Origin of the sequence: Nonomuraea sp. ATR24, assembly GCF_041950485.1 — a bacterium.
GTDB classification, from domain to species: domain Bacteria; phylum Actinomycetota; class Actinomycetes; order Streptosporangiales; family Streptosporangiaceae; genus Nonomuraea; species Nonomuraea ceibae.
In genome coordinates this window covers 127,335-149,280 of record NZ_JBGNUU010000006.1, presented here as the reverse complement: position 1 = coordinate 149,280, position 21,946 = coordinate 127,335, and the positions used below count along the sequence as shown (strand labels likewise).

The 21,946-nt window shown below is 72.5% G+C and carries 29 protein-coding genes; 16 read left to right on the top strand and 13 right to left on the bottom strand.

Annotation, left to right across the window (positions count from 1 at the left end):
- Positions 1-13 precede the first annotated feature (13 nt).
- Together ACBI99_RS17870 and ACBI99_RS17865 are read left to right on the top strand one after the other, a co-directional pair.
- Positions 14-958, top strand: a complete 945-nt coding sequence (locus tag ACBI99_RS17870; protein ID WP_375072762.1) for a LysR family transcriptional regulator — start codon at positions 14-16, stop codon at positions 956-958.
- A gap of 73 nt (positions 959-1,031) precedes the next feature.
- Entirely contained in the window at positions 1,032-2,234 is a 1,203-nt protein-coding gene (locus ACBI99_RS17865) for a cytochrome P450 (RefSeq protein ID WP_375072761.1), read from the top strand.
- Between the two features lie 31 nt (positions 2,235-2,265).
- Here ACBI99_RS17865 and ACBI99_RS17860 read toward each other — a convergent pair whose 3' ends face one another.
- On the bottom strand, positions 2,266-2,682 hold the full coding sequence (locus tag ACBI99_RS17860; protein ID WP_219509354.1) for a RidA family protein: 417 nt from the start codon (positions 2,680-2,682) through the stop codon (positions 2,266-2,268).
- An 85-nt stretch (positions 2,683-2,767) separates the two neighbouring features.
- Between ACBI99_RS17860 and ACBI99_RS17855 the strand changes: the two genes are divergently transcribed.
- Positions 2,768-3,148 carry a helix-turn-helix domain-containing protein gene (locus tag ACBI99_RS17855; protein ID WP_219509353.1) on the top strand — a complete coding sequence of 127 codons (381 nt, stop codon included), beginning with the start codon at positions 2,768-2,770 and terminating at the stop codon, positions 3,146-3,148.
- Between the two features lie 196 nt (positions 3,149-3,344).
- Here ACBI99_RS17855 and ACBI99_RS17850 read toward each other — a convergent pair whose 3' ends face one another.
- On the bottom strand, positions 3,345-3,869 hold the full coding sequence (locus ACBI99_RS17850; RefSeq protein WP_219509352.1) for a hypothetical protein: 525 nt from the start codon (positions 3,867-3,869) through the stop codon (positions 3,345-3,347).
- Between the two features lie 125 nt (positions 3,870-3,994).
- Here ACBI99_RS17850 and ACBI99_RS17845 point away from each other — a divergent pair, with 125 nt between their 5' ends.
- A complete protein-coding gene (locus ACBI99_RS17845; RefSeq protein ID WP_219509351.1) occupies positions 3,995-4,432 on the top strand; it encodes a MarR family winged helix-turn-helix transcriptional regulator in 438 nt (145 codons plus the stop codon).
- A complete protein-coding gene (locus tag ACBI99_RS17840; protein WP_219509350.1) occupies positions 4,429-5,262 on the top strand; it encodes an alpha/beta fold hydrolase in 834 nt (277 codons plus the stop codon). The genes ACBI99_RS17845 and ACBI99_RS17840 overlap by 4 nt, the downstream gene beginning before the upstream one ends.
- 8 nt (positions 5,263-5,270) lie before the next feature.
- Here ACBI99_RS17840 and ACBI99_RS17835 read toward each other — a convergent pair whose 3' ends face one another.
- Entirely contained in the window at positions 5,271-6,665 is a 1,395-nt protein-coding gene (locus ACBI99_RS17835; RefSeq protein WP_375072760.1) for an MFS transporter, read from the bottom strand.
- 105 nt (positions 6,666-6,770) lie between these two features.
- Here ACBI99_RS17835 and ACBI99_RS17830 point away from each other — a divergent pair, with 105 nt between their 5' ends.
- Positions 6,771-7,526 (top strand): TetR/AcrR family transcriptional regulator, encoded by a 756-nt coding sequence (locus tag ACBI99_RS17830; RefSeq protein ID WP_375072759.1) that lies wholly within the window; start codon positions 6,771-6,773, stop codon positions 7,524-7,526.
- A gap of 21 nt (positions 7,527-7,547) precedes the next feature.
- Here ACBI99_RS17830 and ACBI99_RS17825 read toward each other — a convergent pair whose 3' ends face one another.
- The 4 genes from ACBI99_RS17825 to ACBI99_RS17810 all read right to left on the bottom strand — a co-directional run bounded on the left by ACBI99_RS17825 (position 7,548) and on the right by ACBI99_RS17810 (position 9,285).
- A complete protein-coding gene (locus tag ACBI99_RS17825) occupies positions 7,548-7,769 on the bottom strand; it encodes a hypothetical protein (RefSeq protein ID WP_375072758.1) in 222 nt (73 codons plus the stop codon).
- On the bottom strand, positions 7,703-8,254 hold the full coding sequence (locus ACBI99_RS17820) for a hypothetical protein (protein ID WP_375072757.1): 552 nt from the start codon (positions 8,252-8,254) through the stop codon (positions 7,703-7,705). Before ACBI99_RS17820 ends, ACBI99_RS17825 begins: the two co-directional genes overlap by 67 nt.
- Entirely contained in the window at positions 8,251-8,616 is a 366-nt protein-coding gene (locus ACBI99_RS17815) for an RNA polymerase sigma factor (protein WP_375072756.1), read from the bottom strand. Before ACBI99_RS17815 ends, ACBI99_RS17820 begins: the two co-directional genes overlap by 4 nt.
- 87 nt (positions 8,617-8,703) lie before the next feature.
- Positions 8,704-9,285 carry a TetR/AcrR family transcriptional regulator gene (locus ACBI99_RS17810; RefSeq protein ID WP_357589271.1) on the bottom strand — a complete coding sequence of 194 codons (582 nt, stop codon included), beginning with the start codon at positions 9,283-9,285 and terminating at the stop codon, positions 8,704-8,706.
- Positions 9,286-9,344: 59 nt separating this feature from the next.
- Here ACBI99_RS17810 and ACBI99_RS17805 point away from each other — a divergent pair, with 59 nt between their 5' ends.
- The 6 genes from ACBI99_RS17805 (at position 9,345) to ACBI99_RS17780 (ending at position 12,313) form a co-directional block, all read left to right on the top strand.
- Positions 9,345-9,752, top strand: coding sequence for a nuclear transport factor 2 family protein (locus ACBI99_RS17805; protein ID WP_375072755.1), 408 nt, complete (start codon positions 9,345-9,347; stop codon positions 9,750-9,752).
- A 76-nt stretch (positions 9,753-9,828) separates the two neighbouring features.
- Positions 9,829-10,263 (top strand): SRPBCC domain-containing protein, encoded by a 435-nt coding sequence (locus ACBI99_RS17800; protein ID WP_375072754.1) that lies wholly within the window; start codon positions 9,829-9,831, stop codon positions 10,261-10,263.
- Positions 10,250-10,633, top strand: coding sequence for a metalloregulator ArsR/SmtB family transcription factor (locus ACBI99_RS17795; protein WP_357589277.1), 384 nt, complete (start codon positions 10,250-10,252; stop codon positions 10,631-10,633). The genes ACBI99_RS17800 and ACBI99_RS17795 overlap by 14 nt, the downstream gene beginning before the upstream one ends.
- Positions 10,630-11,013, top strand: coding sequence for a VOC family protein (locus tag ACBI99_RS17790; RefSeq protein WP_357589279.1), 384 nt, complete (start codon positions 10,630-10,632; stop codon positions 11,011-11,013). The genes ACBI99_RS17795 and ACBI99_RS17790 overlap by 4 nt, the downstream gene beginning before the upstream one ends.
- Positions 11,014-11,045: 32 nt before the next feature.
- Entirely contained in the window at positions 11,046-11,810 is a 765-nt protein-coding gene (locus ACBI99_RS17785; protein WP_375072753.1) for a metalloregulator ArsR/SmtB family transcription factor, read from the top strand.
- Positions 11,807-12,313, top strand: coding sequence for a pyridoxamine 5'-phosphate oxidase family protein (locus ACBI99_RS17780; protein WP_375072752.1), 507 nt, complete (start codon positions 11,807-11,809; stop codon positions 12,311-12,313). The genes ACBI99_RS17785 and ACBI99_RS17780 overlap by 4 nt, the downstream gene beginning before the upstream one ends.
- Positions 12,314-12,334: 21 nt before the next feature.
- Here the strand turns inward: ACBI99_RS17780 and ACBI99_RS17775 are convergent, their stop codons facing one another.
- Complete coding sequence (locus ACBI99_RS17775) at positions 12,335-13,309, bottom strand: M56 family metallopeptidase (protein ID WP_219509339.1); 975 nt, start codon at positions 13,307-13,309, stop codon at positions 12,335-12,337.
- Positions 13,306-13,689, bottom strand: a complete 384-nt coding sequence (locus ACBI99_RS17770; RefSeq protein WP_375072751.1) for a BlaI/MecI/CopY family transcriptional regulator — start codon at positions 13,687-13,689, stop codon at positions 13,306-13,308. Before ACBI99_RS17770 ends, ACBI99_RS17775 begins: the two co-directional genes overlap by 4 nt.
- Positions 13,690-13,832: 143 nt before the next feature.
- On the opposite strand from ACBI99_RS17770, the gene ACBI99_RS17765 reads away from it, so the two are divergent.
- Together ACBI99_RS17765 and ACBI99_RS17760 are read left to right on the top strand one after the other, a co-directional pair.
- Positions 13,833-14,615 carry a DsbA family protein gene (locus ACBI99_RS17765; protein ID WP_375072750.1) on the top strand — a complete coding sequence of 261 codons (783 nt, stop codon included), beginning with the start codon at positions 13,833-13,835 and terminating at the stop codon, positions 14,613-14,615.
- Between the two features lie 6 nt (positions 14,616-14,621).
- Positions 14,622-15,428: a cytochrome c biogenesis CcdA family protein gene (locus ACBI99_RS17760; protein WP_357589287.1), complete on the top strand. Its 807-nt coding sequence runs from the start codon at positions 14,622-14,624 to the stop codon at positions 15,426-15,428.
- Here the strand turns inward: ACBI99_RS17760 and ACBI99_RS17755 are convergent.
- Positions 15,418-15,795: a hypothetical protein gene (locus tag ACBI99_RS17755; RefSeq protein WP_219509335.1), complete on the bottom strand. Its 378-nt coding sequence runs from the start codon at positions 15,793-15,795 to the stop codon at positions 15,418-15,420. The genes ACBI99_RS17760 and ACBI99_RS17755 overlap by 11 nt on opposite strands.
- A 68-nt stretch (positions 15,796-15,863) precedes the next feature.
- Positions 15,864-17,804, bottom strand: coding sequence for a protein kinase (locus ACBI99_RS17750; protein WP_375072749.1), 1,941 nt, complete (start codon positions 17,802-17,804; stop codon positions 15,864-15,866).
- A 108-nt stretch (positions 17,805-17,912) separates the two neighbouring features.
- Here ACBI99_RS17750 and ACBI99_RS17745 point away from each other — a divergent pair, with 108 nt between their 5' ends.
- The gene (locus tag ACBI99_RS17745) at positions 17,913-18,740 is read left to right on the top strand and encodes a hypothetical protein (protein WP_375072748.1); all 828 of its coding nucleotides are present in this window, start codon (positions 17,913-17,915) and stop codon (positions 18,738-18,740) included.
- Here the strand turns inward: ACBI99_RS17745 and ACBI99_RS17740 are convergent.
- The gene (locus tag ACBI99_RS17740; RefSeq protein ID WP_375072747.1) at positions 18,658-19,086 is read right to left on the bottom strand and encodes a DoxX family protein; all 429 of its coding nucleotides are present in this window, start codon (positions 19,084-19,086) and stop codon (positions 18,658-18,660) included. The two genes, ACBI99_RS17745 and ACBI99_RS17740, sit on opposite strands and share 83 nt — an antisense overlap.
- Before the next feature lie 90 nt (positions 19,087-19,176).
- On the opposite strand from ACBI99_RS17740, the gene ACBI99_RS17735 reads away from it, so the two are divergent.
- Positions 19,177-20,043: a sigma-70 family RNA polymerase sigma factor gene (locus ACBI99_RS17735; RefSeq protein WP_375072746.1), complete on the top strand. Its 867-nt coding sequence runs from the start codon at positions 19,177-19,179 to the stop codon at positions 20,041-20,043.
- Between the two features lie 7 nt (positions 20,044-20,050).
- On the opposite strand, the gene ACBI99_RS17730 is transcribed toward ACBI99_RS17735, so the two are convergent.
- Entirely contained in the window at positions 20,051-21,946 is a 1,896-nt protein-coding gene (locus ACBI99_RS17730; protein ID WP_219509330.1) for a CocE/NonD family hydrolase, read from the bottom strand.

The window sequence follows — 21,946 nt, the reverse complement described above, 5'->3', positions numbered from 1 at the left end:
TCCACAACCAACGGTGGTACAACCAGTTGACCTGGACCTCGCGGCGGTCCGCGCCTTCGTCGCCGTCACCGACGAGCGCTACTTCAGCGAGGCCGCCGCCACGCTCGGCATCAGCCAGCAGGCCGTCTCCAAGCGCATCGCGAAACTGGAGACCGACCTCGGCGTACGGCTGCTGTCCCGCACGCGCGTCGGCGCCGAGCCCACCCAGGACGGCCGGGTGTTCCTCAACCACGCCCGCGCCCTCGTCGGCCTGGCCGACCAGGCGGCCGAGATGCTGCGCAACCGGCGGCGGACCCTGCGTGTCGACGTCCTGGACACCCGGCTGGCCTCCATCGACGTGATCCGCGCCTTCCACCAGGTCACCGCGGACGCCGAGATCGACATCGTCACCTCCAACGGGCTGCGTTCCGCGCGCGCCTCGCTGGCGAACGGGTCCGTGGACGCGGCCTTCGCGCGGACCTGCGGGCCGCTGGACGACGACCTGGTGTCCAGCCCCGCCTATCTGGAGCAGGCGCACCTGCTGGTGTGCCGCGACCATCCCCTGGCCGCTCTGCCGCAGGTGGAGACGGGGCGGCTGGCGGGCATGACCGTGTGGATGCCGGGCAACGCCGCCGGCAGCGAGTGGGCCGACTTCTGGAACCTGTTCGGCGCCGAGTTCGGCGTCCACATCGACGACTCGGGCCCCGACTTCGGCTGGGAGTACTACGTCGAGGGGATCGCCTCGGGCGAGCGCGTCGGCCTCGTCGGCGAGTGGTGCCGCCTGCCCAGCCATGCGCGCACCGTGCAGATCCCGGTGGTCGACCCGGTCCCCGTGTATCCCTGTTCGCTGCTCCGCCGGCGGCACAACGACCATCCGCTGCTGACGTCGCTCGCCCGCTTCGTCAGGGACCGGTTCCGCCCGTTCGACCCCGGGCGCCAATGGCTGCCCGCCGCCGACCGCGCCGCCTTCCTTTCCTGAGGCCGGTTGCCCGGGCGAACCTCTACTCACGTAGAGTCTCTACATCCATAGAGGCTCAATGAGGGAGCTGTCCATGTCCGAGGCTTCGCCGGCCCCTGTCACCTTTCCCACCGAGCGCCCTTCGCCGTTCGACCCTCCCGAGGTGCTCGGGCGCTGGCGGGAGGAGGCGCCCGTCCGCCCTCTGCGCTATCCCGACGGTCACCAGGGCTGGCTGGTGACCGGCTTCTCGGCGGCCAGGGCGGTGCTGACGGATTCGCGTTTCAGCAGCCTGCTGGAGAACCTGCACTGGCCGATCCGCTGGGAGGGACTCGAGCCGGAGAACTTCGCCCAGCCGCCCGGCTTCTTCATGCAGATGGATCCGCCCGACCACTCCCGCTTCAGGAAGCAGCTGGCCGCGGAGTTCACCGTTCGCAGGATGCGGCAGCTGGAGCCACGGATCGAGCAGATCACCGAGGGGACCCTGGACGCCATGGAGCGAGGCGGCGCTCCCGCGGACCTGGTCCAGGAGTTCGCCCTGCCGATCCCCTCGCTGGTGATCTGCGAGCTGCTCGGCGTGCCGTACGCCGACAGGGAGCGCTTCCAGCGCGACTCCGCGACCGCGCTGCGGGTCGGGTCGACCAAGGAGGAGGTCGGCGCGGCGACGGGGTCGATGATGGGCTACCTGTACGAGCTGGTGGCGCGCAAGCGGGCGGAACCGGCCGACGACCTGCTCAGCGGCCTCGTGACCGGCAGTGACCTTTCTCATGAGGAGATCGCGGGAGCGGGGCTGCTGCTCCTGGTCGCCGGGCACGAGACCACGGCCAACATGCTCGGGCTCGGCGCCTTCGCCCTGCTGAGCGACCCGGGGCAGCTCGCGGCCCTGCGGTCGTGGCCGCACCTGATCGAGGGCGCCGTCGAGGAGCTGCTCCGCTACCTGGCCGTCACGCACCTCGGACCGCTCAGGGCCGCTCTCGAGGACGTCGAGATCGCCGGTCGGACGATCAGGAAGGGCCAGGTGGTCACGATCTCGGTGCCGGCGGCCAACCGCGACCCCGAACGGTTCGCCGACCCGGAGACCTTCGACGTCACCCGGCCTCCCACCGCGGGCCACCTGACCTTCGGGCACGGCATCCACCAGTGCCTCGGCCAGCAGCTCGCCAGGATCGAGATGCGCGTGGCCTTCCCCGCCCTGTTCCGGCGCTTCCCGGGGCTGCGGCTGGCGGTGCCGGCCGAGGAGGTTCCGATGCGCACGGACATGAGCATCTACGGGGCGCACCGGCTGCCGGTCACCTGGTAGCCGGTCGCCCGGGAGGCCGGCGCGACGCGGCTCAGTCGATGATCGCGGTGACCTCGGCCTCGACGAGGATGCCGGGCTCGAAGAGGATGTCGACGCCGATCAGCGCGGCCGGCGGCGTGGCGAGGTCGAACTCGCGCGCCGCCTGCTCGACGCCCGCGTTGAAGGCGTCGTACATCTCCCTCTTCCAGCCCGCGGCGTACCAGGTGAAACGGACGACATCGTGGAACGTCGCCCCCGCCGCGCCGAGCGCCTTGGCGACGTTGCGGTAGACCTGGGCGACCTGCCCGGCCAGGTCGCCGGGCGCGACCAGCTCGCCGTTCTCGTCCCAGGCCACCTGACCGGCCAGATGAACGTGCCTGCTTCCGGTCGCCACCGCGACGTGGTGGTAGAGCGGCACGCGGACGTGTCCTTCAGGGTTGATGAGCGTGACAGCCACAATCTTCTCCATCGATAGTTTCTTGCGGTTACTCAGGAACTGTAGGAGAGTGTGCGCTGACATGGAAGAACGCACTTTTCAGTGACTGGGGAACCTGATGGTGACCAAAGAGCTCAGCAACCTGTCCGACGAAGCGGATCTGCGGCGCGCCGACTCCCTGGCGCGGGAGATCTTCTCGGACGTCGCCAACAAGTGGGCGTTGCTGATCATCGAAGCCCTCGGCGAGCGCACCCTGCGGTTCAGCGAGCTGCGGACAGAGGTCGAGGGCATCAGCCACAAGATGCTCACGCAGAACCTGCGCATGCTGGAGCGCAACGGCCTGGCCGAGCGAAAGGTGTATCCGACGGTGCCGCCACGGGTCGAGTACACGCTCACCGGACCCGGCCAGGCCCTGCGCGCCACGGTGGACCTGCTCTGCGGCTGGACCCACGAGCACTTCGGGCACATCGAGTCCGCCCGGCGCCGCTTCGACGCCTGACGCCTGCCACGCCTCGGCGCTCGCCGGTGCCCGGAGGGCATGACCGAACACGACCCAAGACTCCCGCGGTCGACGGCGAGGAACCCGAAGCACAGCGTCGTCGCCCTGGCGGCGCTGGCCTACCCGAGCGTGGCCGCGGCGTACGACCTGATCGGCTGACGAGACATCCAGCAGGTCGGCGACGAGCGACGGCAGGTCAGGGCCGCTCCGGCTGGTGGGCGCGCCAGCGGCGGGTGGCGGCGCAGGCGATGCCGCCGGTGATGAGCAGGGCCAGGAGGGCGGCCTCCCCGACGGTGTGGATCAGGTAGCGCTCCAGGTTCCGCTCGACGATCCACCAGGCGTCGACAGCGGAATAGGCGAGCTGGGCGGCGCCGATGCCGGCGACCCAGCGGACGTGCGGGGTGGCGGCGGCGGTCACGTACGCGACCGACAGCGGCCAGATCCACCCGGCGGGGGACCATTCCCCGGCATGGTAGAACGCCAGCACCGCGATCGACAGCAGCAGCACGGTCATCGGCCGGCGGCGGCGCAGGAACAGCAGGCCGCCGAGGCCCAGCGCCACCGGGATCACACCGGGCCACGGCTGCCAGGGCGAGGCCACGCCGGTGCCCAGCGCGACGGCGACGAACAGAACCACGGTGCCGGCGGCGAGCCCGGCGTCGGCGATCGTGTCGAAGTGGCGGACCAGGACAGGCGGGCGCAACGGCACCGAATCGGTCATCACTACCTCCACCGAGAGACGGACGGCGGAGACACCATATGTCGGCTGGCCGGTGATGAGGCAGCCTTTCGACCAAAACTTCGAGCAGACTTGCAAGGCTAAGTTAGGATGCTAAGTTAGCCGGTGTGGAACGTAATCTCAGTCTCAACCTGCATGTGCTCCTTGCCCGCCTTGACCGGGCGGCGGACCGGATGCTGCGGACGGAGCATGACATCTCCTACAGCCGCTTTCTCGCGCTGACCCTGATCAGCGAGCTGGGTGTCTCGACGCAGCGCGCCCTTGCCGACGGCCTGGGTGTGACCGAGCCGTCGGTGAGCCGGATGACCGCCGTCCTCGCCGCCGACGGGCTGCTCGACGTGCAGCCCGATCCGGCGGGCGGGAACCGCCGGCAGCTCAGCCTCACCGGCAAGGGCGAGCGCCTCGTGGCCTCGCTCCGGCAGGAGTTCGAGGAGAAGCTGGCCGCTCTGGTCGAGCACAGCGGCGTGCCCTATGCCGAGTTCGCCGAGCACACCGCGCGGCTGCTCGCGACGCTGGACCGGGTGGAGCGGGAGGCGGCCAGGTGAAGCAGCGCACGGTCTTCTCGGCGGACGGGACGCCGATCAGCTATCTGACGTCGGGCGCCGGGCCGGGTCTCATCGTGCTCGGAGGCGCGCTGCGAACCTCGCAGGACTACTTACCGCTGGCCGCCGTTCTGGCCCGTTCCTTCACCGTGCACGTCGTCGACCGGCGGGGGCGTGGCGCCAGCGGTCCGCAGGGGCCTGACTACTCCTTGGGCAAGGAGGTGGAGGATCTGCTGGCCGTCCAGGCGGAGACCGGAGCGCGGCTGGCGTTCGGGCACAGTTTCGGCGGCCTTGTCGTTCTCGAGGGCGCACGGTCGTTCCCGGTGTTCGAGCGCGTCGTGGTGTACGAGCCCGGAGTCCCCGCCGGTCCGGTGCCCACGGGGTGGATGGATCCGTACCGGGAGCGGCTGGCCGCGGGTGATCCGTATGGTGCGTTCGTTCATTTCATCCGGGGCGCGGGTGGTGCGCCCGCCTTTCTGGCCAAGTTGCCGTACTGGTATCTGCGGATGGCGCTGCGGGTCGGGTTCCGCGGGCCGAGCTGGCAGCGGATGCGGCCGCTGCTGGGCGCCGGCCTGGCCGAGCACGAGCAGGTGGCGGCCCAGCAGGGCCGGCTGGCCGCGTTCGCGGCCGTCACCGCCCCGGTGCTGGTCCTGTGCGGAGGGCGTACGCCCCGCGCGAGCAGGGCGGAGTTCGATGCCGTACGCGACACCCTTCCCCGCGCCGAGCTGGAGACCCTGCCCGGCCTGGACCATTTCGGGCCGGAGGGGAAGACGGCCCGGGCGGTCGCCGAGCGCGTCCTGCGGTTCCTCCGCAGTCCTGACGCCGCCGGCTGATCCGGTCCTCATGCTCGCCCGCGCCGAGGGATGAGGGCCAGGACCAGCACCATCGTAATGACGGCCAGGCCCGCGCAACCGTAGAGCACCGCCGACGCGCCGGAGGCGACGGCGGCCTCGCGCGGTCCGGCGGTGACGCCGGCGATGCGGGTGGTGTAGACGGCGCCGAGCACGGCGGTGCCGATCCCGGCGCCGATGGAGGCCAGGCTGGTGATCGTGCCGGAGACCATGCCGGCGCGCTGCCTGTCGGTGACGTTCATGGCGACGGCCATCACCGGCGCGCCGGCGATGCCGCCGCCGACCCCCCAGACGAGCAGGGGGATGGTCAGCAGCCACGGCGAGGCGGCCGGGGTGAGGGCCAGGGCCAGCCACGTGGCGCTGACCGCCTTGCAGAGGTAGCCGGCGGCGATGACGTGCCCGGGGGCGAACCAGCTCAGGAGTTTGCCGCCGAGCAGACCGGCCGCCATCTGCGCCAGGAAGACGGGCGCCAGCAGCAGGCCGCTCTGCGTGGGGCTCAGGTGCAGCGCCTCCTGGAAGTACTGCACGAAGTAGACCGTGCCGCCGATGGACAGCACGCGTGAGATGAAGACCGCCGCGGCGGCCCCGGTGAAGGCGGGTTTGCGGAAGAGCGCGAGGTCCAGGGTGGCCGCGCCGGACCTGGACTGGAGCAGGAGGAACGCGACGAGCAGGACGGCCGCGATCACGAGCTGGGTCAGCGTCGCCGCCGACGCCCAGCCCTGCTCCTCGCCGCGGAGCAGCGCGAGGTCGCCCACGGCGAGCGCGGCGATCAGCAGTGCGGCGCCCGCCCAGTCGATCCGGCCGTGCGCGGCGGACCGGCCGGAGGCGTCGGCCGGGAGGACGCGCAGGCAGAGCAGGAACGCGGCCACGCCGATGGGGACATTGATCAGGAAGATCGCGCGCCAGCCGAAGGCGTCGACGAGGGTGCCGCCCAGGAGCGGGGCGATCAGGCCGGCGGCGGTCGCGGCACTCCCCCAGGTGGAGATGGCCAGGTTTCGGCGTTCCCCGTCCAGGTGGTCCGACAGCAGGGGCAGGGCGTTCACCATCAGGACGGCGCCGCCGATTCCCTGAAGGGCGCGGGCGAGGTCGAGCACCACCGGGGTGGGCGCGGCGCCGCAGGCGAGCGAGGCGAGGGTGAACAGGGCGATGCCGAGCAGGTACATGCGGCGCCGGCCGATGCGATCGGACAGGCTGCCGGCGACCTGGGTCACCGCGCCCATGGTGATCATGTAGCCGACGATCACCCATTGGACGCCGGCGAGTGTCGTGCCGAGGTCCGCCTGGATCGCGGGCAGGCCGATGGTCACGATCGTCATGTCGATGACGACCAGTGCGGTGCCGGCGATGACGAGGCCGAGGATCGCGCGGCCGCGAACGGCCGCCACCCGACCAGGGAGCTGAGGATTGGTAAGGCTCACCTAAGTGATCGTGATGCATGCCCGGGCTTAAAGTCAACACTGTGTGAAGTTCAACGTTGTTATGCTCGGACGGTGCCCGAAGATCCCGACACAGCCGGACCGGACCGGACCGGACCCGCCGACGGCCCGCGCCGCCGCCGCAGGCCGCTGACGCGCAAGGGCCGGCCGACGCTCACCAAGGACCTCATCGCCCAGACGATGCTCGACCTCGCGGGCGTGCACGGGTTCCGCGCGGTGACCATGCGGCTGCTCGCCGAGCATCTCGGCGTGACGGTCCGGGCCCTGTACAACTACGCCGAGGACCGCGACGAGCTCGTGGCCCGCGCGGTCGCCCTGTTCATCGAGCAGTGGCCGGCCCCGCGGCCGGACCCTGAGCAGTGGGAACGCAGCATCCGGGAGTACGGCGCCGCCCTGCGCGCGGTCTACCGGCGCTACCCGCGTGCCTTGCTGGTGTCGTTGGACGAGGACCTCGGCGACGTGGCGATCCACCCGAACCGCCTCGTCCACACCGACGCCTTCCTGGGCATGCTGCGGGCGATCGGGCTGAGCGTCACTCAGGCGCAGATCGTGCACCACGATCTGACGATGCGAGTGTTCGCGTTCGTCCTGCTCGTGGACCACCGCCAGGACCAGGGCGAGCCGGTCATGCACCACACTCCCGCCCCGCCCTCCTGGCTGCGCGCCCACCCCGGCCTGGCCGTCCCGCACCTTCGTGAGGCGGTCGCAGCCGCGCCGCTCATGACGGTGGACGAGGCGTTCGAGCACGCCATGCACGGGCTGATCGTGACCGCGCGCGACCTGCTGGCCGACGCGCGGCACCGTACGTGATCCTCGCCGGGCGGGCCGGCGTCACGAGAAGGTCGACTCCTTCGGGGCCGGGTCGTCGGTCCAGCCCAGCCGCTTGGCCAGATACGCCGAGGACCCGTCACTCTCCTGGATGGCGAGGAGCTGCCCGCTGTCCCGGTCGATGACGATCTGCTGACGGGCCGACGCCTCGCCGTACGTCAGCGCGGCCCTGGTGGCAGGGGTGGTCTCGGCGTCGAGAAGGAGCCATGCGCTCGCCCCCCCCACAGCCACGCCTCCGGGGCCCGCCCGTCGGTGGCCCGCAGGATCTCGGCCTTGAGCGCCTCGGGTTCGGCGGGCAGCCGCGTCGCGAGCGTCGTCGTCAGCTTCAGCGGGGTGAAGTAGATCTTTCCCGGCAGGCAGTCGTCGCACAGGTCGGGCGAGCCCGCGGCCTGCCACGCCTGCCGGTCGGCGGGCGTGAGCGGTTCGGCGGAGACGGGGCCACGCTGGTGCCGGTAGCCGACCTTCCGGTCCCGGCTCGCCCACAGCACGTCCCTGGCCCGCTGCTCGACGGTGTAGGCCGCGGTCCGCACCCGCGACACCCGCACCATCTCCCGCCGCCACCACGCCCCGGTCCCCGGGGGCTGGGCGGCCAGCCGGCCGGCCGCCGCGTCGAGCACCGCGTCCGCGGCAGGCACGGTGGGCACGGTTGCCGTCCGCACACCCGTCCCGCCCAGGAGGGGCACGGCCACGAAGCCCCCGGCGATCATCACACCTCAACTCCCAACGCGTCACGAAGCTTGGTCCTGGCCCGGCTGAGCCGGGAGGCGGCGGTGCCGTAGGCGACGCCGAGCGCCGCCGCCACCTCGTCGTAGGTCAGCTCGCCGTAGGCACGCCGGTGCCGGCCGATGAGCTTGGTGGCGACCCCGTACAGCCAGGGCCTGATGCCGCCTTTGGCGGCGTCGAAGCTGTCACGCCGGCGGAAGGCGATCAGGAAGGTCTCGGCCGCCAGGTCCTCGGCGACGTCGGGATCGAGCCGACGGCCGATGTAGCGGCGGATCTCCTCGTCGTGGGCATCGAAGAGGACGGCGAATCGCTCGGGATCGGCGACCTCTCCGTCGAGGAACGTGGTCATGCATGGTCTCTCTCACCTGGAATGTCAGGACACTGGTGATTGCCCGGTCGCCGGGAACCCTTCCAGGTGAGTTTCACGGGCTTCGGATCATGCCGGCGGGCCGCCGGTGAGGGCGGCGGTCACGGCGCCGACCAGGTGCTCCTCGACGTCGGCGGCGCTCCTGCCCCGGTCGGTCGTCAGTTGCTCCCAGACGGGGATCGAGGTCATCGCCCAGGCCAGGTCTGCGGCGAGGTCCGGGGTCAGGCCGGGCCGCAGCCGCCCGGCGGCTCGCAGCCGGCGGGCGGCGGTGAGGAAGCCCTCGTGGAGCTCGCCCATCCGGTCGTTCCAGGCCGCGGCGGCGTCGGGGTCGTCGCGGCGGGAGGCCAGCAGCACCGAGGCCACCGGGTGGATCGTCGCCGCGTAGCGCAGCCAGACGCGCAGGAAGGCGCGGAACGCCTCGACGGGTTCCGGCCCGGTCAGGGCCTCCTCGCAGCGTGAGCGGATGCCGCTGCGCGCGTCCATGTTCCGCACGACGGCCACGAGCAGGCTGGCCCGGGAGCCGAAGTGGAGGTAGAGCGCCTGCCGGGAGATCCCCGCCGCGCGGGCCACCTCGGCCATCGAGACCTGGGGGCCCTGTTCGGTGACGAGCCGCTGGGCGGTCTCCAGGATGCGCGAGCGCGTGCTTGACATGTGTCAAGCGTAGACCTAGCTTGACACGCGTCAAGCAATGGCCCCCGAGGAGGCACCCGATGTTCACCACCCACCCGGCGGCCGTCGCCGCGCTCACCGCGATGAGCGCGATCGGCGCCGGCGACCGGGACGCCTGGCTCGCCTGCTACGCGCCGGACGCCGTGCTCCACGACCCGGTCGGCGGCTCGCCGCTGGACCCCCACGGCGCCGGCCTGCGCGGCCGGGCCGCCCTCGAACGCTTCTGGGAGCTCACCGTCGCCCCCAGCCAGGTGCGGTTCGAGGTCGCCGCGGTGCACCCCGCCGGGGCCGAGGCGGCGGTCGTGGCCTCGGTCTCCGCCCGCTTCGCCACCGGCGCCCGCGTCGGCTACGACGGCGTCTTCGTCTACCGGGTCGACGACGACGGGCGGATCGTCTCGCTGCGCGCCTACTGGGACCTGAGCCGCGTCCTGTCCGCGCTGGCCGGCTGACGGAGTTTGCGGGACACCCGTCGCAACCTGTAGGTTGCCTATTGATGGCAACCTACAGGTTGCGAAGGAGGTGGGCATGGACGCGGACGCGATCGAACGGGTGATGGTGCTCCGGCACCCCGTCGAGCGGGTCTGGGCCGCGCTGACCACCGCGGAAGGGCTCTCGCGGTGGTTCGGCTCGGTGGCGGAGATCGACCTGCGACCCGGCGGGCGCGCGTTCTTCCGCTGGGACGACCTCGGCCAGGAATCCGTCGCCACCGTCGCGGTGGTCGACCCGCCGCGCCGTTTCGCGTTCCGGTGGGCGATCGAGGGCCTGCCCGAGGACGACGCGGCCCGGACGCTGGTGGAGTTCACCCTGGAGCCGGTGCCGGAGGGCACGCGGCTGCGCCTGGTGGAGAGCGGGTTCGCCCAGGCCGCCGCCGACGTGGGCCGCTCCGCCCGCGCGGCCAACAGCCAGGGGTGGGACGCCGAGCTCGCCGAGCTGGAGATCTACCTCGATGCCACCGGGTGACGTGGAGAGCCAGGCCCTCGCGGTGTTCACGGCGCTCACCGACCCGACGCGGCGGGCACTGCTGGACGAGCTCGCCCGCGCCGGGCCCGCGACCGTCACCGACCTGGCGCGGCGGCTGCCGATCAGCCGCCAGGCGGTCGCCAAGCACCTCGGCCAGCTCGCCGAAGCGGGACTGATCAGCTCCGCCGGCCCGACCGGCCGCCGCCATCCCTACCGGCTGGAACCAGCCGCCATCCGCACCGCCCAGACCTGGCTGGCCAGGCTCGCCCACAGATGGGACGACCGCCTGGCCGCCCTGGAAGACGCCCTGGACGCCACCGAGGACGCACCGCACGCCACCGAGACGAACCGAGGAGACACACGACCATGACCGCTCCGACCTTCACCGCCGGCCTGAACATCGCCATGAAGATCCCCAAGGCGCAGTACGAGGCCACCGTGGCCTTCTACCGCGACACCCTGGGCTTCGACGTCAAGGAGGACGACGTCTCCTACGCCCCGACCGTCTCGCGGACCCATTCCGTGCGGTTCGGCCCCAACACGCTGTGGCTCGACTGCGTCGACAACTACAGCCGGCCCGACCTGTGGCTGCAGCTCCACACCGACGACCTGGACGCGGCCGTGAGCGAGCTGGCCGGCATCGGCGTCCACCCGTGCGACGAGGTCGAGCCCCTGGAGAACCTCGACTCCCGGACCCACTGGATCAAGAACCCGGCCGGCATCGTCCACCTGATCGCGGAGACCCACTGACATCGTTAACTAAAGGGTGTACTGTTAGCCACATGGTGAACGATCCGTTCAGGGCTGTGGCTCATCCGATCCGGCGCAGGATGATCGAACGGCTGGGCGACGGCCCCGCGACCGTCGGCGAGGTGACCTCGGACCTGGGCGTCTCCAAACCGGCGATCACCAAGCACCTGAAGATCCTCGAAGAGGCCGGGGTCGTCGTCCGCAAGGTCGTCGGCCGTACGCACCGGCTGGCCTTGAACCCGGCCGCGCTCGTCGACGCCGTCACCTGGGTCGACCGCCAGCGCGCCCTCTGGGAGCGCATGTTCGAGGCCGTCGAGGAACACCTGGCTGACAAGGAGCAGACACCCATGATCGAAACGACCTCGCAGTCGACCGCCGTCCGCATCGAACGCACCTACCGGGAGCCGGCGGACGCCCTGTTCGACGCCTGGACGAACCCCGAAGTGATCAGGAAGTGGTGGCACGCCGGCCCCGACTGGGAGACCTCCGAGGCCGAGGTGGACCTGCGCGTCGGCGGGCGGCTGCGCGTCGTCATGCGCGACACCGACGGCGTCGAGTACACCGCCACCGGCGTCTACACCGTCGTCGAACGCCCCGCCCGCCTGGCCTGGATCTGGCACGGCGAGGAGGGCGAGGCGGGCACCGGATCGCGCTGCGACCTGGAGATCACCGAGCGGGACGGCCTCACCTCGGTCGTGCTGACCCACTCGGGCCTGCCCGACCGGCAGGCGGCGGCCGAGCTTCGCGAGGGCTGGGACCTGTGCCTGGACAACCTCGACCGCGTCGTCACCCGATGACCCGCCTCGCCGAGGCGGCGTTGCCGCAGGGCGACCTCCGCCTGCTGGAGACCGGCGTCGCCCAGCGGCTGCTCCACTCCACCGAGCTCGCCCGCGTCGCCTACGTGGCCAAGGACGGCACGCCGCGGGTGTTCCCCATGCTGTTCCACTGGAACGGCGCCGAGATCGTGCTCTCCACCTTCGGCGGTCTCAAAGTCCGGGCCTTACGGGCCCGTCCCGGCATCGCCATCACCATCGACACCGCCACCACCCCGCCCTCGGCGCTCCTCATCCGGGGGAACGCCGAGGTCACCGAGGTCGAGGGCATCGTCGAGGAGTACGCCGCCGCCCAGCGCCGCTACGCCGGCGAGGAGCAGGGCGCGGCGAACGTCGCCGCGGTCGACCGGCCCGGCACCACCATGGTCCGCATCGCCGTCCGGCCGGCCTGGGTGGGGGTGCTCGACTTCGTCACCCGCTTCCCCGGCGGCACGACGCCCGACGAGTTCGCCCGGCGAGGTCAATAGCCGGATCCCCGGGGCATCGGCTCAGGCGCACCCGGTGAGCACGGCCAGCACGTACGGCACGTGGACGGCGGCGGCCAGCAGGGTGAGCGCGGTCAGGCAGCAGGCGGTGGCCACGGCGGCGATCGCGCCGGTCATGCCGGTGTGGGGCCGGACCAGGTGGTGGATGCGGTTGGGGCCGAGCGCGTGCAGGGCTCCGGCCAGCGCCGCGCCGTGCGGCCGGCCGTTCTGGCCGAGGGTGAGCAGCGCGCCGGCCAGGGCGGGCGTCCCGACCTGGCGGCGTGCGGTGTCGTCGGCGGCGATCTCCAGGTAGTGGCCGAGCGCGGCCTCGGCGGCGGCGATCAGCGGCACCCACCGCAGCCTGCGGGTCAGCGTGGCGACGACCGCGGTGATGAGGTGGTGGCGCTGGCGCAGGTGGGCGTGCTCGTGCGCGAGGACCGCCGCCAGTTCGCCGGGGTCCAGGACGTCCAGTGCGCCCGTGGAGATCACGATGCCGCCGTGCCGCCGTGGCAGGGTGAGCGCGAACGGGTGCGGGTCGTCGGCGACGAGCACCGCGTGGCCGTGCAGCCGGCGGGGCTCGCTGCGGGCCCGGAGCCGTCGCGCGGTGCGCAGGGTGCCGCGGTGCCGTCGCCGCGCCTCGACGATGATCGAGACGGCGTGCAGCAGCGCGCCCGCCGTGGGGAGCGCGAGCAGCGCCACGACCGGGACGACGGTGTCGACCGGGATGTCCGTGAACGGGTTGGCGGCGGCCAGGCAGCGCCGGCAGACCTGGGCCGCCCCGCTGGGCAGGACGTCGGGGCCGGAGACGACCCAGGCCAGCATCGGGCCGAGCGCGAGCAGCGCCAGCACCCAGGCCACGATGCCGCCGGTGAGCAGCCCGATCGCCGGTCGCGGCAGGCGCATCAGCACCGGCGACGCGCGGCGCAGGGCCCACGGGCCGGCCACCGCGGTGAGGACCAGTCCCAGGATCAGCAGCGCGGCCAGGATCCGGGCCGTCATGACCGGTGTCCGTCGTCGCGCCGCCGCAGATATTCGCGCAGCAGGTCGAGGTCGCTGTCGGGGATGCTCTCCACGAAGTGCAGGATCGAGGCCGCGCGGTCCTTGCTGGTGCCGAGGGCGTGGTTCATCACCGACGCCACGTGCTCCTCGCGGGCGACGCGGGCCGCGTACAGGGTCGAGTGGTTCTGCTTGCGGGAGGTGACGAGGTCCTTGCGGTCCAGGTTGGCCAGCACGGTGGCGATCGTGGTGTAGGCGGGCTCGCCGGGGAGGCGGCCGATGATGCCCCGGATCGTGGCCGGCCCATGATCCCACAGCACGTCCATCACCTGCGCCTCCAGCGCGCCCAGCCGGGGCGGCTCTCCGGGGGCGGCGGGCTTCATCGGACCGCCTCCCCGGCCGAGGCTGCCGGCGCCGGATCCGTCATCCGCGGGGACCACTCCATGCGTCCATCATGCCCTGTGTCGACTATGGTGCATAGTCGACTATGCGAGATAGTCGACTTGAGGAGAAGGAAGACCGATCTGTGAACTCCCCGGCATCGAGCTCAGCGGACGCGATGGCGGCCAGGCGCCGCCGCTCCACGACCTGGACCGTCGTGCTGAGCGCGGTGGTCGTGTTCCTCGCGATCGTGGTCACCGCCCAGCTCCTCCCCCAGCGCTCCCCCGCCGCGGCGCCACCGGCGGCGTCCCCGTCGTCCCCTGCGGACCAAGGGGCGGACCAGCGGGCGGACCAGGGGGCGGACCAGGGGCAGGAGCTGGAGTTCGTCCGCCGGGACGCCGGCGACCCGATGGCGATCGGCGACGTGAACGCCCCCGTGGTCCTGACCGAGTGGATCGACCTGCGCTGCCCGTACTGCGCGGTGTTCAGCCGCGAGACGCTGCCGGCGCTGATCGGGAAGTACGTCGACACCGGCAAGGTGCGGATCGAGTTCCATGACGTGACGTTCTTCGGCGGGCAGTCCGAGGACGCCGCCGTCGCGGCCCGGGCGGCGGGCAGGCAGGACAGGTTCGTGGAGTTCGTGACGGCCGTCTACGCCGCCGCCCCCGACAAGGGGCACGCCGACCTTCCCCGCGACACGCTCGTCGGCCTGGCGAAGAAGGCGGGCGTTCCCGACATCAAGCGGTTCACCGCCGATCTCGACGATCCCGCGCTCCGGGCGGCCGCGCGGGCGAGCACGCAGTCCGCGCAGCAGCTCGGCGTCACCGCCGTGCCGTTCTTCGTCGCCGGCAACACCTCGCTGTCCGGGGCGCAGCCGGCGGAGGTCTTCCAGGGGTTCCTCGACCAGGCCCTGGACCAGGCGAAGTAGCCCGGCATGGACATCGGCCTGCTCGGAGCGTTCCTCGGCGGCGTGCTGACGCTGCTCAGCCCGTGCTCGGCGATGCTGCTGCCGGCGTTCTTCTCCTACGCGTTCGCCGGCCCGCGCGCCCTGCTCTCCCGTACCGGGGTGTTCTACCTCGGGCTGATCACCACCCTCGTCCCGCTCGGCGTGCTTGCCGGGACGCTCGGGGCGTTCGTGAACGAGCACCGCTTCACCTTCGTCACCGTCGCCTCGATCGTGGTGATCGCGCTCGGGGCGGTGATGCTGCTGAACGTCCCGGTCCCGTTCCTGTCCCGCGGCGCCGCCGCCGAGGGGACCTCCACCACGGCGGTGTACGTGCTCGGCACCGTCTACGGGTTGGCCGGGGTCTGCGCGGGCCCGCTGCTGGGCGCCGTGCTGACCGTCGCCGCGGTCTCCGGCAACGCGCTCGCCGGCGGGCTCGTCCTGGTGGTCTTCGCCGCCGGGATGGCTCTGCCGCTGCTGGTCCTCGCGCTGCTGTGGGGGCGGGCCCCGTTCGTCAGGCGCCTCGTCCGGCCGCGCGAGGTCACGATCGGGCGGTGGCGCAACACCTGGACGGGGATCGTCGGGGGCGCGCTCACCGTCGCCGTCGGCGTCCTGCTGCTGGCCACCGCAGGCACGACCGAGCTGACCGGCATCCTTGGCGCGACCGACCAGGCGGCGATCGAAGGCGCCGTCCTGCGAGGAGCCGGCCAGGTCCCCGACCTCCTCGTCGCCGGCGTCGTCGTGACCGTCGCGCTGGCCGGCCGGCTCCTCGTCCGGGCCCGGAAGGTCACCCGGTGAAGCGGATCGTGGCTCCCTGGCTGGTGATGGCCAGGACGCGGAAGGACAGGGTGTTCTTGCCGTTGCTGCGGATATCTCCCTCGGCGCCCTCGCCCAGGGAGGCGGTCAGGCCGGGCGCCCGCACCACGACCATGTCCGTGTTGAAGATGCCGCCGACGTACTCCTTCGACACGTACACCCTGGAGAAGCCGTAACGCTTCTTGGAGATGCGGAAGCTGACCGGGTCGGAGAAGGTGAACTTGCACTTCCCGTCGTAGCAGCCGCGGTAGGAGGGCTTGGCCGTGGCGGCGGCGGGGGCGGCGGCCACCGCGGGCGCCATGACCACGGCGCACGCGAGGGCCAGGGCGGTGACGATCATCCTGGACATGGGCTTCCCTTCGGCAGGCATGCCACGGTTGTACCGCCACCACGCCGGGAGGGGTCCCGAAATCCTGATCAGCGCGGGTCGATCGTGAAATACGGGGCGACCTCCAGCTTGTCCGCCGACTCCAGCAGCCGGTGCACCAGCTTGCCGTCGAAGGCCACCACGCGTACCTCGTCCTCGGCGCCGTTGTCGTACTCCCAGCAGTACAGGTGCGCCTCGTCGTACCAGCCGAGCACCTTGTCGCAGTCGGAGGAGAACGTGCGCAGCCGTTTGCCGGTGCGCGAGTCCCACAGGCAGTGGTCGCCGTCGTCCGAGCCGGGGCAGTCGGTCACGAACATCCGGCCCGAGGGCGAGAAGACGTCGACGGTGCCGGACGCCAGCGGTCCGACGCCGGGGAGGTCGCGCGTGCGGTTGCCGGAGGCGTCGAAGAAGCGCAGCGCCTCGTCCTTCCCGGAGACGGCGATCACGCCGTCCTCCTCGGCGTCCCAGCCGAAGTCGCCGTCCCGGATCGAGTCGTCGGCCACCTCGACCACCTGGACCCGCGCCCGGGGCACGTCCAGGATGGCGAAGCCCAGGGTGGTCCAGACGTCCTTGCCCTGTTTGTCCTCGGTCTTCCTGTTGAGGTTGAGGAGGATCTTCGAGCTGTCCTTCGACCAGGCGCGGACGCTGGTGTCGAGCGGTTCGCGTACGGTCCTGACCCGGAAGCTCGAACCCGCCTGCCGGTCGGTGATGAGGATCGAGTCGTAGCCGTCGGAGGTGTAGTCCTCCGGCCGGCCGGCGAGATAGCGGCCGTCGGGAGAGACCAGCGAGTCCACGTTGTCCGGGTACGCCTCGAACGTGCCCCGTAACGACTGCCTGGCGTAGTCGGCGTCGTCGACCTCGTACGCGGTCAGCGTGATCGGGTCGGACGGGCTCTCGTACAGCGTGATCGCGCCGCCGGGGAGCGGGACCTTGGCGGGGGCGGCCCGCGACGGCGCGGCAGCCGGCCCGGCGCTCTGGGCGTCGGCCTGCGTGGACAGCGTGCTCTGCTTGGTCTGCGAGGTCGGTGTGGCCGGTCGGAGCCAGCCGGGCACGATCAGCGCGGCCGCCACGGCCGCGACGGTGAGCACCGCCCCGGCGGCGGCGAGCATCGGCGTGCGCGACGGCCTGGTGGGCCCGGCGTCCGGCGCCGCCTGCCTGGCCCCCTCCGTGAGCGGGTCGGCGCCCGGCTCCGGGTTCCGCACCAGGCGGGTGATGACGTCGATGGCCGTCGGCCGGTTCTGCGGCTCCTTGTCCAGGCACTGGCGGACCAGGTCGCCCAGCCGTCCGTCGAGCAGCCCCGGCTCGGGCTGCGTGTTGAGCACCCGGTGCATCACGGCGGGCGTCCCGTCGGTGCCGAACGGCGGCCGGCCGCAGGAGGCGAAGACCATCGTGCAGCCCCAGGAGAACATGTCGGCCCCGGGCCCCACGCCGCGGCCCAGGATCTGCTCGGGGGACATGTACGCGGGCGTCCCGATCTGCGTGCTGCTGGTCATGGTGGCCGGGCCGAGCGTGCGCGCGATGCCGAAGTCGATCACGCGGGGGCCGCCGACGCCCATGATGACGTTGCCGGGCTTGAAGTCCCGGTGCACCACGCCGGCCTCGTGGATGGCGGCGAGCGCGGTGACGGTGCCGATGGCCAGCCGCTCCAGGTCGCCGCCCGTGAGCGGGCCGTCCTCCCTGACGACCCGGTCCAGCGAGCGGCCCTCGACGTACTCGCTGACGATGTACGGCCGGCCCTGCTCGACGCCCGTGCTCAGGACGGCCGCGGTGCAGAACGGCGCGACCCGCCGGGCGACCTCCGCCTCCCGCAGGAAGCGCTCGGTGCTCTCCTCGTCCTCGGACGGATGCAGCCATTTGACGGCCACGCGCACGTCCATCGGGGTCCTGGCGAGGTAGACGACGCCCTGTCCGCCCTGGCCCAGCCGGCCGAGGAGATCCAGGCCGCCTATCTGCTCAGGGTCACCGGGCAGCAGCGGGGTGAAGTCGGCCATGCGTCATTGTGATGCCAGACAGCAGATCTTCCACAAGCTTACTGACGAGTAGTTCGGGTGTCAGGACCTGGTTGACTCCCCCCGGGGCGGGCGGGGAGGATCGGCGGCATGGCGGGGACGAGGCGCGGGACCGCGAGCAAGGTGGACCTCCTGCCGCGGGACTCCGCGGATCTCCCCCCGGCCGTTCCCGGCACGCTGTACGTCCGGGGGGCCAAGGGCGGGATCCGGGTCGCGCCCGACGCCGGGTTCGAGGTGGTGTTCGGGCGCTGCGAGCCGGACGTCCACGTCTGCGTCGGCCCCGACGACCCGTACGTCAGCCGGCGGCAGGGGTCCATCAGCCGCCAGGACGGGCGGTGGGTGCTGCACAACCTCGGCAACCTGCCCATCCGCCTGCCGGGTGGGCGGCTGGTGCTCACCCGGCACCGGGTGGCGTTGCCCGTGGCGTACACACCGCTGTTCGTCGTCGGCCCCGAACGCGAGCACCTGCTGGAGGTGCGGGTCGTCGCGGGGCCGCCGGCTCCGGCCGCGCCGGCCCGCCAGGAGGCCGACACCCGCGAACCCGCGGGACACCCCCTGAGCGCCACCGAACGCCTGGTCCTGGTCTGCCTGGGGCAGCGCTATCTTCGGCCGGAGCCGTGGCCGCAGCCGCTGACCTGGGCTCAGGTCGCCGACGAACTCGCCCGCGTCCGTCCCGGCGAGCGGTGGACCGCCAAGCGCGCGGCCCACATCGTCACCCAGACGCGCAAGCGGCTCAGCGCCCGCGTGCCCGGACTCCTGGAGGAGGAGATCCCGCCGCCGCTGGGCAACACGCTCAACCACAACCTGATCATCGCGCTGCTGGCCTCCGCCACGATCACCCCGTCCGATCTCCGGCTTCTCGACGAGCCGGACCCGCCACCTGAGGAGCCGCCGCCCGCCAGTGGGCGGGCCAGTTGACCAGCGCGATGACGCCCATGATGACGAGGTGGGTGGGGGCGGCCCAGCTCTCCACCGCCGGGTCGTGGTTGACGATGTGGGTGGTCACCGCCCCGGTGAGCACGAACATCAGCACCGTGGCCCCCAGGAAGCGCGTGCGCCGGCCGGGGATCACCAGCAGGACGGCGGCGACGCCCTCCAGGGCCCCGACCACGAACCGCATCCAGGACGGGTAGCCCCAGTCGGCGAACTTCACGGAGTACGCCGGACCGAAGATCGTGTCTCCGGGCCAGTACTTGGTCACGGCGCCCAGCGCGAACTGCAGGGCGATGAACCAGTACAGGGCGGTCTTCAGGTGTTTCGGCATGGTCGCCTCTTCCAGGGGAGCTCGGCTGTCACATCGGCGGCTGTCCGCCGGTCAATCGGTATGACAGGACCGGACGGAGGAATGTGACGAATGGTCGAGCAGGACTGGCTGAGCGAACGGTTCGCCGAGCACCAGAGCCGCTTGCACGCGGTCGCCTACCGGATGCTCGGCTCCCCCGCCGAGGCCGAGGACGCGGTGCAGGAGGCGTGGCTGCGGGTCGGCCGCGCCGACACCGGCCAGGTGGAGAACCCGGGCGGGTGGCTGACCACGATCGTCGCCCGCGTCTGCCTGAACATGCTCGAAGCGCGCCGCGCCCGGCGTGAGGAGCCGGCCGGGGCGCTGCCGCCCGAGCCGGCCGCGCCGCCGCCGAGCGGCCACCCGGCCCGGGCCACCCCCGAGGACGAGACGCTGCTGGCCGACTCGGTCGGTGTCGCGCTGATGGTGGTGCTGGACACGCTGACTCCCGCCGAGCGGCTCGCGTTCGTGCTGCACGACGTCTTCGCCGTCTCGTTCGCCGAGATCGGCGCCGTCATCGACCGCTCCCCCGCCGCCGCCCGGCAGCTCGCCAGCCGGGCCCGGCGCCAGGTGCGGGGAACGGCGGACGCCTCCGGCGCGGCCCGGTCGGCGAAACGGGAGGTCGTCGAGGCGTTCCTGGCCGCGGCCCGGGGCGGGGACTTCGCCGCGCTGGTCGAGCTGCTCGATCCGGAGGCCGTGGCCGTCGAGATCCGCGGCGCCGAAGCGGTCGCGGCGTTCTTCGCCGGGCGGGCGCAGGCGGCCCGGCTCGCCCTGGTCGACGGCGTCCCGGCGGCCGTCTGGTCGCATCGTGGCCGCCCGAAGGCCGTCATCACGTTCACCGTCCACGACGGGAAGATCTCGCACATCGCCATCGACACCGACGCCGACCGGCTGCGCGGCCTCCACATCGTCCACCTCGCCGGTGACAGGGAGGGGCGCTGACCTCCGCTCACGTTCGCGACGGCGTGTCCCAGGTGGCGGAGTGGTCGATGCCGTCGCCGGTGACGCGCAACGTGGCGGCCGACCCGTACGGGCTGATCTCGCAGGTGGCGTGGGCGCTCCGCAGGCTCCCGGCCATGCCCACGCTGATGTCGGTCCGCGTGCTGAGCCGCGTCGCCGAGGGGTCGTGGGCGCGTGCCGAGATCTCGTACGCGTGCAGGAGCTCCACGGGATCGCCCCCGAGGGTGCGGCCTGCCGACCGGTGACCGCCGCGCACGACGACCTCCGTGCCGTCCGGGCTCTCCTCGACGGTCACGGGCACGACCCGGTCGAGCATCCGATCGCCGCCTTCCACGGCGATGGGCGCGGGCAGCTCGAACGGGGGCGTCTCGTCGGCCGTGGGGATCGCGGGCAGGTGGAGCGCGCTGCCGTGCGGCGGGCCGACGAGCACGTCGTAGCCGCTGCCGGACAGGTGCGGCCAGTGCTCGGGGAAGGCCGCCGCGCTGAGCGTCAGCTGGAGGCGGTGCCCGGGCCTGAACCGGTAGCGGGTGGGGTCGAAGGCGAGCTCGACCCGATGCCCGGCGTCCGACGGCCGGGGCGTCCCGGTGTAGGGCGGCGGGTTGGACAGGCGCTGGAACGCGCGGGTGATCAGCGTGGCGCGGCCGTCCGGCGCGAGGTCGTTGAGGTTGGCGGCCACGTCCACGTCGAGGTGCGGGACGAGCAGCGAGAGGCTGACGCGCGGCTCCCCCGCGAGGTCCAGGCTCGCGCCGAGCGCCTCGGAGGTGAAGACGGCGGAGCGGGCCGCGTCCCGCGCCTGGTCGCCGGGAGCCGCCGACATCCCCAGCCCGGCGGCGACTCCGACCGTCGCGTCGAAGCGGACGGAGACCCGGCCCGGCGTCGCGGGCGGGCCGGTGCGCAGTGCGCCGGCCGCGAGGTGGAGGACGTGATCGACGGGCGGCACGGCCGGATACCGCTCGGCGAACTCCCACCGCTCGGCGCCCATGACGTACGCCGACACGGCCGGCGCCGGCGGGCCTTCGGGCCGGATGTCCCGTACGTGCTCGTCGAACCAGGCGATGGCCAGCGCCACGGAGTCGACCGGCGCCCGCTCCTGCCCTTCCGGCATGCCGTGCAGCCACGGCCCGCAGACGATGCGGCGGGGCGCCCGGATCGCCGCGAAGTCGCGCCACGCGCCGGCGACGTTGGTGTCGCGCCAGCCGGTGAAGAGGAGGGTCGGCACCTCGATGGCGGCGGGGTCGACCTCCCGGCCCCGCCAGTAGTGGTCCCGGTGCGGGTGCTCCGCCCACGCCTCGTGCCAGGGCCTGGCCGCCCGGAGCCGCGCGGAGAACGCCGACCGGGGCAGCCAGGGCGATTCGGGCGGCAGGGCGGTCAGCGCCAGCATCATCGCCGACCACTCGCCGATGATCATGGCCAGCCCGACGGCGCCCCTGCGCGCCACCTCGTCGGTGTAGGGGTCCGTCGATCCCTCGATCGCCACCACCGCGCGCAGCGACGGAGGCCCGCCGGCCGCCGCGCGCAGCGCCGTGATGCCGCCGTAGGACAGGCCCCAGACCGCGGCCCTCCCGTCGCACCACTCCTGTGCGGCCAGCTCCTCGACGACGTCGTGGATGTCGTCCTGCTCGACCCGCTCGAACGCGTCCTGCTTGACCCCTTCCGAGGCGCCGGTCCCGCGGAAGTCGACCACCGCGACCGCGTACCCGGCCCGGGTGAACCTCTCCAGGTGCGGGGCCGTCCGCGGGCCGAACCACACGTCCTTGGCGTACGGGTTCGCGGCCACGATCACCGGCGACCCGGCGGCGGAGTGGCCGCCGGGCAGGTGGACGTTCGCGTCGAGGCGTACGCCGTCGCGCATCGTCAGAGGAACGTGACGCAGGATCCGGGACAT